Here is a 13,147-nt window from a genome sequence, read left to right on the forward strand (position 1 = left end):
AACCATGCATTCACGCACGCCCTCCCTGACAGTGATTGACGGACGAGGCCTGCCAGTTCGCAAGGTCGCCTACCTGCGAAGCATGGCAGGCAACACGTCAAGCACCCTGGTGATCTGCCAGGAACACGATTTAGCCGGGCGTCTGATCACGCAACGCGACCCGCGCTTGTCCATGGCGAACACGGCAACTGTTTATTCGTTGAATGGCAATGCGGTGCTTATCGACAGCGTGGATAGCGGCTGGCGTGTGGTGCTGCCAGGGCTGGCCGGTGAACCTTTGCGCAGGTGGGATCAGCGCGGCAGCCATTGGCGCACGTGCTTCGATGAACAACTGCGGCTCGTGGCCGTCGAGGAAAATGGCGAGGTCGATGTCGATGTGTTCACCTATTCCGACGCCTCGGCCGAAGCCGGATACAACCGTCGCGGCCAATTGCAGGAACAGAAAGACCGTTCCGGTTCGCTGCTCACGGACAGTTTTTCCCTGACCGGCCAGCCGCTGAGCGAAACCCGCACGTTCCACGACGGCGAGCCGTTCACCACTCACCATGCGTTCAGCCCGCTCGGCGCGCTGCTCGAGCAGACCGACGCCGGCGGCCATCGGCGACGATCGCGCTACGGCCTGGCCGGGCACCTTCGGCAGGTACAACTGTTGATCAGCGGCCAGAGCCAATGGCAGCCCGTGTTGCTTGATGCGCAGTACAACGCCGCCGACCAGATCATCGAGCAGCAGGCCGGTAATCTTGTCCTCAGTCGCTGGACGTACGACCCTGCAGACAGTCGTCTGCACACTCAGTCCAGTCGCAAAGACACCGGCGCAGTGCTGCAAGACCTCGAATATTTCTACGACCCCGTCGGCAACATTACCCGCATCGAAGACCACGCCTTCCAGCCGGTCTATTTCGCCAACCAACTGGTCGACGGTCACCGTGATTTCAGCTACGACTCGTTGTACCGACTGGTCAGCGCCAGCGGTTACGACGACGGCCCGCTCTCGGACATTCCCGGCCTGCCAACGCCCACCGACCCTAACAACCGCCTCAACTACACCCAGACCTACACTTACGACACCGGCGGCAATCTGGTGAAACTGGTGCATGTACGGGCCGGCGCCAACCGCACCGTGCAGATGCGCATTGATTCAGTCAGCAATCGCGGCGTGCGCTGGAAACCGGATGATCCGGAGCCTGACTTCGAGACACTGTTCGACCGCCATGGCAACCAGCAGAACCTGCAACCGGGACAGGCCATGCAATGGAATGCACGGGATGAACTGCAACGCGTGACGCTGATTGCCCGAGACGGCACTGATGACGACGCCGAACACTACCGTTACAGCCAGGGCGTGCGGGTGTTCAAACGCCATGAAACGTACACCGACAGGACTGTGCACTTTCATCAGGTGCGCTACCTGCCGGGCCTGGAAATCCGCAACAAGGACAACTGCGAAGAACTGCACATCATCTCGGTAGGCAGTGCGCGTTGCCTGCATTGGGCGAAAAAACCACCCGATGAAATCGCCAATGACCAAGTACGTTACAACCTCGAAGATCATCTCGGCTCCTGCGTGATGGAGCTTGATCAACAGGGCGACCTGATCAGCCAGGAGGGTTACTACCCGTTCGGTGCCACAGCGTGGATGGCCGCACGCCACGCCGTCGAAGTGGGCTATAAATTCACCCGTTACTCAGGAAAGGAAATGGATGTCAGTGGCTTGTACTACTACGGCGAGCGCTACTACTCGCCGTGGTTACAGCGCTGGATAAGCGCCGACCCGAATGGCGATGTCGATGGCCTGAACCTGTACGCCATGGTTGGCAACAATCCACTCCTTTACGTCGACAGGACCGGCGGTAAAAAAGCCGTATTCGAATTGCTTGGCGACTTTCTCGGGATGCTGGACAAGGCTCAGACAGCGGCGAACCAGATACATAATCTGGCGACTGAATTCGACGGGCTTGTTCCGGAAAACGCCGACATCAACGAACTGCGTGCAAGCATGACTTTCGGCACCTTCCTCAAGTCAAAACACGGCATAAAATCGGTCCTCAAGGGGGTAGCTGCGGGAGGTACGGTAGTCGGGCTCCTGGGCAGCGTCGTACCGGGTGCCGGGAATGCCATCGGCCTGGCAGTCGGTGCGGTTGTCGGAGCCGTGGCGATGCCTTTGTTACGCTACCACTTCTTCAAGAAAGGTCTGAAGTTGGCGCAAACGCTACACACTCAAGAACTCAAGGATGGCCTTAATACACTCGGCGAGACTGTTTCAAACGGGGTCGAAACAGTAAAGGATCTGGTCAATGGCGGCGCCGCCCTGATCGACGGCATCAAAACCTTCACCAATAACCTCAACGCCTACTCTGAGGATATTCAGCAAAGGTTCTACAAACAGCTGGACTCACTGGATGACGAAAAACAACGTCAAGTCATGAAGCTGGCGAGGACCGGAGTCGACCCGTTCGATGCCATCGACAGGATAAAGGAAACAGCTCAGACAGTACTCGACGCGCGTAGCGAAGCCGAAGAGGTTACCGAACGTCTGCAGCAACTGGAACAATCAATCGCTGAAGAACCGAGACCCAGACCCGTTGCCAAACCGAGGTTGAATCTCCAGCTTCGACGCCAGGCGCGAGAAACCGCTGTCTGAGCGACGTGGTTCGCGCGAACATCGCGCTTCGCCACGTGGGCGCATGCTATCGTGCCCGCCCGTCCTGTCGACCCTTCGCCCAGCATGCTGCCGACTTCCCGTACCTTGCGTCTGTCGTTGTATACCCTGCTGATCATTGCCGGCGCAGCGCTTGCCGCCACGCTTGCGATCCGCCACGCCGAACGCCAGGCGCTGGAGGAAGACGCCGCCCGCGCCAACCAGCAACTGGCGTTGTACGCCAATTCCCTGCACACCCTGATCGACCGCTACCGCGCCCTGCCCGCCGTGCTGGCGCTCGATCCGCAATTGCGTTCGGCGCTGGCCGGGCCGGTCGATGCCGACGAGCAGGCGGCGCTGAATCTCAAGCTGGAAAAGATCAACGGCGCGGCGCAATCCTCGACCCTTGAACTGCTTGATCATACGGGCCTCGCCGTAGCGGCGAGCAACTGGCGCTTGCCGAGCAGTTACGTCGGCCACAATTACGGTTTCCGCCCCTACTTCAGCCAGACCCGCACCCAAGGCACCGGACGTTTTTACGCGGTGGGCGTGACCAGCGGAATTCCCGGCTATTTCCTCTCGAGCGCGGTGCTCGGCGACAACGACGAGTTCCTTGGCGCGATGGTGGTCAAGCTTGAATTCCCCGAACTGGAACGCGAGTGGAGTCAGGGCAATGACACCCTGCTGGTCAGCGATGCGCGCGGGATCATCTTCATCGCCAACCAGCCCGGCTGGCGCTATCGCGCGCTGCGGCCATTGAGCGCCCGCGACATGGATGAGATCAAAGCCACCCGACAGTACGACAAGCAGTCGCTGCAGCCCTTGACTCATTTATCGCTGCGCCGCTTCGATGACAACAGCGACCTGCGCCGCGTCGAAGGCCCGCAAGGCACGGCCGATTACCTGTGGGAATCACTGCCCCTCAGCGCCGAAGGCTGGACCCTGCACCTGCTGCGCCATCCGCAAGTGGCGTTCGAAGACCTGCGCAACGCCGGGCTGGCCGCCGCCGGGGTGTGGCTGGCGCTGGTGTTTCTGTTGCTGTTTCTCAACCAGCGCTGGCGCCTGTCGAAAATCCGCCAGCGCAACCGTGAGGAACTGGAACAGTTAGTGGAAGAGCGCACCCGCGATTTGCGCACCGCGCAGGACGGCCTGGTGCAATCGGCCAAACTCGCCGCGCTCGGGCAGATGTCCGCCGCGCTGGCCCACGAAATCAATCAACCGCTGACCGCTCAGCGCATGCAACTGGCGACGCTGCGCCTGCTGCTCGAACATGGCCGGGTCGACGATGCTTATAAAGCCTTGAAACCGGTAGACGAGATGCTCACGCGCATGGCTGCCCTCACCGGCCACCTCAAGACCTTCGCGCGCAAAAGCCCCAGCGGCTTGCGTGAGCGGCTGGATCTGGCGACGGTGGTCGATCAGTCATTGCAGTTACTCGATGCACGGTTGCGTGACGAACAGGTCAGTCTGGTGTTGCACCTGACGCGTCCGGCATGGGTACGCGGCGATGCGATTCGTCTCGAACAGGTGCTGATCAACCTGCTGCGCAACGCCCTCGATGCGATGCAGGGCAAACCGTGCAAGCGTCTGGAGATCCGTCTGGAAGCCGATGAGCAACTGTGGCGGCTGAGCGTCAGCGACAACGGCGGCGGGATTGCCGAAGACCATTTGGGCCAGGTGTTCGACCCGTTCTTCACCACCAAACCGGTGGGCGACGGTCTGGGTCTCGGCCTGGCGGTATCCTTCGCCATCGTGCATGAATCCGGCGGGCGCCTGAGCGCCGAAAATGGCGACAACGGCGCGGTGTTCAGCCTGACTTTGCCGATCGATCTGGAGGCACACATCTGATGCTCAACTCGGTGATGGTGGTTGATGACGAAAGCAGCATTCGCAGTGCTGTCGAGCAGTGGCTGAGCCTGTCGGGGTTCGCGGTGCAGTTGTTCAGCCGCGCCGAAGAATGCCTCGCCGCCCTGCCCGCGCACTTTGCCGGGGTGATCCTCAGCGACGTGCGCATGCCCGGCATGGGCGGCCTGGCGTTGTTGGCCGAAGTGCAGAAACGCGACGCTGACCTGCCGGTCATTCTGCTCACCGGTCATGGCGATGTACCGATGGCCGTCGAGGCGATGCGCGACGGTGCCTATGACTTTCTGGAAAAACCGTTCAGCCCGGAAACCCTGCTCGGCAGCTTGCGCCGGGCGCTGGACAAACGCCGGCTGATTCTGGAAAACCGCGCACTGCACGAGCAGGCCGACAACCGCGCGAAACTCGATGCGACGTTGCTTGGTGTGTCCCGTGGTTTGCAGACGTTGCGTCGGCAAGTGCTGGACCTGGCGGCGTTGCCGGTCAATGTGTTGATCCGTGGCGAAACCGGCAGCGGCAAGGAACTGGTCGCGCGCTGCCTGCATGATTTCGGCCCGCGCGCGGCCAAGCCGTTTGTGGCGCTGAACTGCGCGGCGATTCCTGAGCAGTTGTTCGAGGCGGAGTTGTTCGGTCACGAGAGCGGTGCATTTACCGGCGCCTCGGGCAAGCGCATCGGCAAGCTGGAATACGCCGATGGCGGCACCTTGTTTCTCGATGAAATCGAAAGCATGCCGCTGGCACAACAGGTGAAACTGCTGCGCGTATTGCAGGAGCAGAAGCTTGAACGGCTGGGCTCGAACCAGAGCATTCGTGTTGACCTGCGCATTGTCGCAGCGACCAAACCCGACCTGCTCGATGAAGCCCGGGCCGGACGTTTTCGCGAGGACCTGGCGTATCGCCTGAACGTTGCCGAACTGCGCTTGCCGCCCTTGCGCGATCGCCGCGAAGACATCCCGTTGCTGTTCGAAACCTTCGCCCACAATGCCGCTGAACGCTTGGGCCGCACCTTTCCACCTTTGAGTGGCGCGCAATTGAGCCATCTGCTCAGCCACGACTGGCCGGGCAACGTGCGCGAACTGGCGAACGTTGCCGAACGCCAGGTGTTGGGCCTGGATGAACCGGCGCCGGGGATTGATCCGGGGCAATCGCTGGCGGCGCAGCAGGAAGCGTTTGAAGCGCAGTGTCTGCGCGCGGCGCTGACCCGGCACAAGGGCGATGTGAAAGCGGTGCTTGAAGAGTTGCAACTGCCGCGCCGCACGTTCAATGAAAAGATGCAGCGGCATGGGTTGAGTCGGGAGATGTTTCTGAGCGAGTGAGTCGGGCTTGGGATCTTCTGTGTGGCTGAGATCTTTTCCCCCTCACCCCAGCCCTCTCCCCCAAGGGGTAGAGGGGGAAGGGAGCCGATCTTCATGCTTTTCAAACCTGAGTTCGACTCGATATTCCAGGTCGGCGTAACCCTCAAGAACACCGCGGTCAGTCCCCTCTCCCCCCGGGAGAGGGCTAGGGTGAGGGGCTTTTGATCTTCGCCCCAATAAGCGGAAATCCGCTCATCGAACCAAATCCTTCGGCAATATCCCGCTCACCCAATCCCGCCACCCCCTCTAGCCCGGCCCTCACCCCGTTGGCACACCTCCTGCTATAGCCCTCGCAGGCTGCGTTTCGACGCGCTCCACAAAAACAATTAAACGAAGGATCCTTCAATGGATAACTCCAACGCCCTGCCACTTGGGTCGGCTGCTGCGCCGGCCAAAGAAAGAACCACCGCCAGCCGGATCAAATCGATCTTCAGCGGTTCCGTTGGCAACATGGTCGAGTGGTACGACTGGTACGTGTATGCCGCCTTCTCCCTGTATTTCGCGAAAACCTTCTTCCCCGCCGGTTCCACCACCGCCCAACTGATGAACACCGCCGCGATCTTCGCCGTCGGCTTTCTGATGCGTCCGATTGGTGGCTGGCTGATGGGCATGTACGCCGACAAGGTCGGCCGTAAAAAAGCCCTGATGGCCTCGGTCTACCTGATGTGCTTCGGCTCGCTGCTGATCGCCCTCAGCCCGAACTACGAAACCATCGGCATCGGCGCGCCGATCCTGCTGGTGTTCGCGCGCTTGCTGCAAGGCCTGTCGGTCGGCGGCGAATACGGCACCTCGGCGACCTATCTGTCGGAGATGGCGACCAAGGAACGTCGCGGCTTCTTCTCCAGCTTCCAGTACGTGACCCTGATCTCCGGCCAGCTCATCGCGCTGGGCGTGCTGATCGTGCTGCAGAACGTGCTGACCACTGAACAACTGTACGCGTGGGGCTGGCGTATTCCGTTCGCCATCGGCGCGCTGTGTGCGGTCGTGGCGCTGTACCTGCGTCGCGGCATGGAAGAAACCGAGTCGTTCACCAAGAAAGAGAAGTCCAAGGAAAGCGCCATGCGCACCTTGATGCGCCATCCCAAAGAACTGTTGACCGTAGTCGGCCTGACCATGGGCGGCACCCTGGCGTTCTACACCTACACCACCTACATGCAGAAATACCTGGTGAACACCGTCGGCATGAGCATCTCCGACTCGACCACCATTTCTGCCGCCACGCTGTTCCTGTTCATGTGCCTGCAACCGATCATCGGCGGCCTCTCGGACAAGATCGGTCGTCGTCCGATCCTGATCGCCTTCGGCGTGCTGGGGACGATCTTCACCGTGCCAATCCTGATGACCCTGCACACCATTCAAACCTGGTGGGGCGCGTTCTTCCTGATCATGGCAGCGCTGATCATCGTCAGCGGCTACACCTCGATCAACGCGGTGGTGAAAGCCGAACTGTTCCCGACCGAGATCCGCGCGCTGGGCGTTGGCCTGCCATACGCACTGACCGTGTCGATCTTCGGCGGCACCGCTGAATACATCGCGCTGTGGTTCAAGAGCATCGGCATGGAAACCGGTTACTACTGGTATGTGACGGCGTGCATCGCGGTGTCGTTGCTGGTGTACATCACCATGAAAGACACCCAGAAGCATTCGCGCATTGTGACTGACTGACCGGTGTAGATTCAGTCACCATTGTGGTGATTGTTCTGGCCCCTTCGCGAGCAAGCTCGCTCCCACAGTGGTCGGTGGTGTTCACATATTCTGTGGGCACCCCATTACCCTGTGGGAGCGAGCTTGCTCGCGAATGAGGTCAACTCGGTATTAAGTCAACTCGGCAACCTGCGGCTTGCCATAACGTTTCTGCGCATACGAAGCGCCGACAATCATCACCAGCAGAATCCCCGCCAGCACCGCCGACGAACCGATGGTGCCAAAGTCCAGCCCGCCCTTCTCATGGGGCTTGGTCATCAAGTCACCCAACGTCGCGCCAAACGGCCGGGTCAGCACGAACGCCACCCAGAACAGCACCACCGTGGAAATCTTCGTGAAGTATTTCAGCAGCACGACCACGGCAATCGTCGAGCCGATCAGTAACGCACCACCGGCAAATCCCAGGCCCGAGTCGTCGGCCAGGTAATCGCCCAGCGCGGTGCCGAGGGTGTTGGAGAACAGAATCGCCATCCAGTAGAACATCTCGCCACGGAAGGTCTGCACCTTGCTGACGTTGAGCGAATCACCGCTCAGGCGCCAAGCGGCGAAGATCGCCAGCAGGATCGCGATAAGGATCATCGAGCCGGTGGCGTAACCGAGTCCGAGGGTGCGGTCCATGAAGTCCGACATGGTCGTGCCGGCGGTGCTGGTGGACAGGATCACGATCCAGTACAGCAGCGGCTTGTAGGTCTTGGCCATCAACTGCGTGATCAGCGTCAGCACAAACACGCTGATCAGGATCAGCGAGCTCATGGCGTAGCCGACGTTGAGGGTCATCGACAACAAATCGCCCGCGGTTTCCCCCAGGGTCGTCGCGCAGATTTTCATGACCCAGAAGGCCAAGGTGATTTGAGGCAGTTTATTCATCGCAGGCAACGCTCCAGTGTGTGACGGCCGGTTCTTGGTTTTCTGGCCACGGGCAGACTGGCGTTGCAACGGTGAAAAAGCGGTCGGCAAAGTATGAAAAATCTGTCATGCCGCACAAAACAGCGATTAATCGCTAATTAATGCTGCCCCCTCATTCTGCAATCACCTGATCGATGACCTGCGCGACGCTCGCTGCGACGACGAAAGCGAATTCAACGTGCCGCCCTTAACATCAAGTTAATCGATTGTTTTTAGCATTATTTTGCGCTTTTTAATCAATTTATTTGGCGTAGCATTAGACCCATGCAACACACATCGCCAACGAATCTGGAGTAACCGACATGAAAACCAAACTGATCCTCGCCCTGACCCTGTCCGTACTGGCTGCCAATACCTTCGCTGCCGACGGCTCGGATCGCACCAAATCCGCCGACTTCATCAACGGCGCCAGCGCCGCCATCGAAACCAGCCACACCGGCACTTATGCTGCTGATGGATTTGATAAAACCAACATCGGCAAAGCTGTTGCTGCCGATGGCTTCGATAAAACCAACCTGGGTAAAACGGTCGCTGCTGACGGTTTCGATAAAACCGGCACCGCCGCTGCCATCAGCTAAGTATCAGCAGTCCTCCCACAGCCCGGCCTTGGCCGGGCTTAGTCATTTCTGGGGCATGATAATTTCATGAGTTCACACCAAACCCTGTGGGAGCGAGCTTGCTCGCGAAGGCGTTGTATCAGGCGATATCAATGCAACTGACCCGACGCTTTCGCGAGCAAGCTCGCTCCCACAGGGGAATTTCATAGCCTGGAATTCCGGTGTCTGCTGGAAATATGCGTTGCTTGCTTGCACTATTGGCCACCTGACTCAGCACTCTCCAGGACCACCCGCCATGCCCGATGACATCCACTTCTACGAACCCGCCAACGGCCACGGTCTGCCCCACGATCCGTTCAACGCCATCGTCGGCCCACGCCCGATCGGCTGGATTTCTTCACAGGATGCCAACGGCCGCTTGAACCTGGCGCCGTACAGCTTCTTCAATGCCTTCAACTACATTCCGCCGATCATTGGTTTTTCCAGCGTCGGGCGCAAAGACAGCCTGAACAACATCGAGCAGACCGGCGAGTTCGTCTGGAACCTCGCCACCCGGCCGCTGGCCGAGCAGATGAACCAGAGCTGCGCGATGGTCGCGCCTGAGGTCAACGAGTTTGAATTGGCGGGTTTGACGACAGTGGCGTCAAAAGTGATTTCAGTACCACGGGTCGCAGAAAGTCCGGTGTCCTTCGAATGCAAGGTCACGCAGATCATTCAATTGCAGCGCGCTGATGGCGAGACGGTGCCGAGCTGGCTGATCCTCGGCGAAGTGGTCGCCGTGCATATCGCCAAGTGGCTGTTGAAGGATGGCATTTACGATACCGCCGCGGCAGAACCGATTCTGCGCGGCGGCGGGCCGGCGGATTATTTCCAGTTGGGGCCTGAGGCCCTGTTCAAGATGTGGCGTCCGGGCGCCAACAAGTAACGCGTTACCAGATCAACTCGGCGTCTTCAGTGACGCCTTTGAGGTTATCCAGCTCCTTGATGGCCGCTTCATCAGCGGCAATGGCGCCGGGGAAGATCTGGTCATTCAACAGTTTGTGAAAGCGTGGTGCACCGCCATCGACCAGGGCCTTGACCGCGATTGCCGCGTGATAGCCCTTGTTGCCGCCCAACTCGACGGGGACGACTGCGGAAACTGCTTCGAAGTGTTCGAACTCTTTACGTGCCATGTCACATATCCCGGCTCAGACAAACAAGCCGGACATTAAACCCTCAACCGACGAGTTTGTGTACCGGCGCCGGGCATTGACCGAGGGCTTGCGCCGCCGACACGTCCTTGAACGTGTGGAAGTCGAGGCTGTTGACCACCAGTTCCTGCACCAGCTCGGCGAAGATTTCCATCGATGGGCTGTTGAAATAGTTGGTCATCATTTGCTGGCTGCTCCAGAAGCCGGAGACCAGCCACAACTCGGGATCACACTGCGAATGCTGCAAGGCAAAGCTCAGGCAACCGGGGGCGGCGCGGGACGGCTCGATCAACGCGCTCAGGCGTACACCGAGTTCCGCCGAACGCCCGGCGCGCGCTCGAACGAAGGCCATATGACTGACGGGAATCTGCTTGGACATGTTCAACCCTCCCAGGGAGTCGCGTGGCAGCCGGGGGACGGGCTGCGACAGGATCAAAGGTTAAGGGCCGCACGCCAGCCGCCGTTAGTCGATTCCTGTCGCTGCGTTGCACAATCCTGCGAGACTGCGCAGAAGACCTGTAACAACCTGTAAAACTGCGTCACACGGTTGTCATACGGCGTATCAAGCAACTTTGCCGCCCTACAACCTGCTATGGCTGAGCCCGCCCACAATCCCATGCAGGATCAGGCAAGCATTTCGCAGGATGTGTCTACCGCTGGCGCTTGCACAAACATATGCTCTGCTCCATTCCACCTCCCCTGCCGAGGATGCCGTGCATGACGTCATTCGATCGTTTTCAAGCCGAACCCACCGCTGACATGGAAAAACAGCGCGCGGAACTGGCGGCGATCATCCGCCGCAACACCACCGACGATGGCAGCTACGAGACCGCCATCGGCTCGCTGTTCATGTCGCGTCACACCCGATCCCACGACTTTGCCCCGGTGCTCGCGCAACCGGCGCTGTGCATCATGGCGCAGGGACGCAAAGAGGTGCGGCTAGCCGACGAGTTCTTCAATTACGATCCGCTGAATTACCTGGTGGTGTCGGTTTCGATGCCGTTGAGCGGGCGCGTGGTGAATGTCTCGCCAGAAGAACCGATCCTCGCCGTGCGCCTGGATATCGACCCGACCGAAATCACCGCGCTGATCGCCGACGCCGGTCCGATGGGCGTGCCGACGCGGCCGACCGGGCGGGGTTTGTATGTCGAGCAGATCGACAGTTCGATGCTCGATGCCGTGCTGCGTCTGGCCCGATTGCTCGATGCACCGAAAGACATCGCCATGCTCGCGCCGCTGATTCGCCGGGAGATTCTTTATCGCCTGTTGCGCAGCCCGCAGGGCCATCGTTTGTATGAAATCGCGATCGCCAATAGCCAGAGCCATCGCATCAGTCAGGCGATCAAATGGTTGAACGGCAACTTCGAACAGCCGCTGCGCATTGATGATTTGGCGAAAGAAGTGAACCTCAGCGTCTCGACCTTGCATCACCGTTTCAAGGCGATGACGGCGATGAGCCCGTTGCAGTATCAGAAGCAGTTGCGCCTGCAAGAGGCGCGGCGGTTGATGTTGGCGGAGGGGCTGGAAGCGTCGGCGGCGGGGTATCGCGTCGGGTATGAAAGTCCGTCGCAGTTCAGCCGTGAGTACAGCCGGCTGTTTGGTGCACCGCCGTTAAGGGATTTGGCGCGGTTGCGGCTTTCGGTGTGACCGTTAGAAGCCCCTCACCCTAGCCCTCTCCCCGAGGGAGAGGGGACTGAATGGGGGATATTGAAGAAGTACGCTGACCTGAAAGTACTTTGCCGAATCCATAATCGACTCGATATCTCAGGTCGATGGATAGCGCCAGACACCTCGGTCGGCCCCCTCTCCCTCCGGGCGGTCCGACGTTTCGGGAGGGCTGGGGTGAGGGGCGATTTGGAGTCAGCCCCCAATCTAAGCTCCCAACACCCGACAAGCCTCCACCGGCAACGTCACCGACACCGGATGCCCGATCGCCAATCCGATCCCCTGACACGGCGTACTCAACGCCGTAAACGTCACCCCGGAACACTCCACCGTGGTCTCGATGGTCGCGCCGATATCACGCACAAACGTCACCTTACCGAGCAAGCGATTCCCCGCCGTCGCCTGCGCTGCCGACAGTTGCAGGTCTTCCGGACGAATCAGCATCTTCACTTTCTGCCCGACGACAATGCTGCTACAGATCGGCACTTGCAGCGCGTCACCACCCGGCAGGCTGACCTTGCCATCGCCCAGCGCCGTGGCCGGGAAAATATTGCCCGAGCCGATGAAGTCCGCGACAAACTCATTGGCCGGATGCCGATAGATTTCGATCGGCGTACCGACCTGCTGCACCTTGTGTTCGCCCAGCACGACGACGATATCGGCCATGGTCATCGCTTCGCGCTGATCGTGGGTGACCATGATCGTGGTGATGTTCAGGCGCTGCTGCAGTTGGCGGATTTCCACCTGCATCGATTCGCGCAGCTTGGCGTCGAGCGCCGACAGCGGCTCATCGAGCAGGAGGATTTTCGGGTGCGAGGCAATCGCCCGGGCAATCGCCACGCGCTGCCGCTGGCCGCCGGAAAGTTTCGCCACCGGGCGATCGATCATCGCCTGCAACTGGATCAGCTCCAGCAACTCGACCACGCGCTTGTGCTGATCAGCCTTGCTGACGCCGCGCAGTTTCAGCGGGTAGGCGATGTTCTCGCCGACGGTCATGTGCGGGAACAGCGCCAGCGACTGGAACACCATGCCGAAGTTGCGCAAGTGCGCCGGGGTCTGGCCGATGTCTTCGCCGTCCAGACGAATCTCGCCACCACTCAAGGTTTCCAGCCCGGCGATCATCCGCAGCAAGGTGGTTTTGCCGCAGCCGGACGGGCCGAGGAAACACACCAGTTTGCCTTCCGGCAAATGCAGGTTGACGTCTTGTACCGCGCACGCCGAGCCGTAGAATTTCTCGACGTTTTCCAGAATCAGACCAGTCATGTTGCACCT

11 protein-coding genes and 1 pseudogene are annotated in these 13,147 nt (G+C 60.0%); 8 read left to right on the forward strand and 4 right to left on the reverse strand.

The window, feature by feature from the left end; translation table 11 throughout:
• Window positions 1-4: 4 nt before the first annotated feature.
• The 4 genes from BMY54_RS06780 to BMY54_RS06795 all read left to right on the forward strand — a co-directional run bounded on the left by BMY54_RS06780 (window position 5) and on the right by BMY54_RS06795 (window position 7,518).
• Window positions 5-2,641, forward strand: a complete 2,637-nt coding sequence (locus BMY54_RS06780; RefSeq protein WP_093430523.1) for an RHS repeat-associated core domain-containing protein — start codon at window positions 5-7, stop codon at window positions 2,639-2,641.
• 84 nt (window positions 2,642-2,725) lie between these two features.
• The gene (locus tag BMY54_RS06785; protein WP_093430524.1) at window positions 2,726-4,486 is read left to right on the forward strand and encodes an ATP-binding protein; all 1,761 of its coding nucleotides are present in this window, start codon (window positions 2,726-2,728) and stop codon (window positions 4,484-4,486) included.
• Window positions 4,486-5,814, forward strand: coding sequence for a sigma-54-dependent transcriptional regulator (locus BMY54_RS06790; protein WP_093430525.1), 1,329 nt, complete (start codon window positions 4,486-4,488; stop codon window positions 5,812-5,814). Before BMY54_RS06785 ends, BMY54_RS06790 begins: the two co-directional genes overlap by 1 nt.
• Window positions 5,815-6,198: 384 nt before the next feature.
• Complete coding sequence (locus tag BMY54_RS06795) at window positions 6,199-7,518, forward strand: MFS transporter (RefSeq protein ID WP_093430526.1); 1,320 nt, start codon at window positions 6,199-6,201, stop codon at window positions 7,516-7,518.
• Window positions 7,519-7,668: 150 nt separating this feature from the next.
• Here BMY54_RS06795 and BMY54_RS06800 read toward each other — a convergent pair whose 3' ends face one another.
• Window positions 7,669-8,424 carry a COG4705 family protein gene (locus tag BMY54_RS06800; protein WP_093430527.1) on the reverse strand — a complete coding sequence of 252 codons (756 nt, stop codon included), beginning with the start codon at window positions 8,422-8,424 and terminating at the stop codon, window positions 7,669-7,671.
• 341 nt (window positions 8,425-8,765) lie between these two features.
• Between BMY54_RS06800 and BMY54_RS06805 the strand changes: the two genes are divergently transcribed.
• The 3 genes and pseudogenes from BMY54_RS06805 (at window position 8,766) to BMY54_RS06810 (ending at window position 9,945) form a co-directional block, all read left to right on the forward strand.
• A complete protein-coding gene (locus tag BMY54_RS06805; protein ID WP_034153461.1) occupies window positions 8,766-9,041 on the forward strand; it encodes a hypothetical protein in 276 nt (91 codons plus the stop codon).
• A 124-nt stretch (window positions 9,042-9,165) separates the two neighbouring features.
• Window positions 9,166-9,267 (forward strand): annotated as a pseudogene (locus BMY54_RS31270) (hypothetical protein); the annotation flags it as partial.
• Window positions 9,268-9,315: 48 nt separating this feature from the next.
• Window positions 9,316-9,945, forward strand: coding sequence for a flavin reductase family protein (locus BMY54_RS06810; RefSeq protein ID WP_007912610.1), 630 nt, complete (start codon window positions 9,316-9,318; stop codon window positions 9,943-9,945).
• 4 nt (window positions 9,946-9,949) lie between these two features.
• On the opposite strand, the gene BMY54_RS06815 is transcribed toward BMY54_RS06810, so the two are convergent.
• The gene (locus BMY54_RS06815) at window positions 9,950-10,192 is read right to left on the reverse strand and encodes a hypothetical protein (protein ID WP_093430528.1); all 243 of its coding nucleotides are present in this window, start codon (window positions 10,190-10,192) and stop codon (window positions 9,950-9,952) included.
• A 43-nt stretch (window positions 10,193-10,235) separates the two neighbouring features.
• Entirely contained in the window at window positions 10,236-10,589 is a 354-nt protein-coding gene (locus tag BMY54_RS06820; RefSeq protein ID WP_093430529.1) for a putative quinol monooxygenase, read from the reverse strand.
• Window positions 10,590-10,927: 338 nt separating this feature from the next.
• On the opposite strand from BMY54_RS06820, the gene BMY54_RS06825 reads away from it, so the two are divergent.
• A complete protein-coding gene (locus tag BMY54_RS06825; RefSeq protein WP_093430530.1) occupies window positions 10,928-11,857 on the forward strand; it encodes an AraC family transcriptional regulator in 930 nt (309 codons plus the stop codon).
• 225 nt (window positions 11,858-12,082) lie between these two features.
• Here the strand turns inward: BMY54_RS06825 and BMY54_RS06830 are convergent, their stop codons facing one another.
• The gene (locus BMY54_RS06830) at window positions 12,083-13,138 is read right to left on the reverse strand and encodes an ABC transporter ATP-binding protein (RefSeq protein ID WP_093430531.1); all 1,056 of its coding nucleotides are present in this window, start codon (window positions 13,136-13,138) and stop codon (window positions 12,083-12,085) included.
• Between the last annotated feature and the right edge of the window lie 9 nt (window positions 13,139-13,147).

The organism is Pseudomonas sp. ok266, assembly GCF_900110195.1.
Lineage (GTDB): Bacteria > Pseudomonadota > Gammaproteobacteria > Pseudomonadales > Pseudomonadaceae > Aquipseudomonas > Aquipseudomonas neuropathica.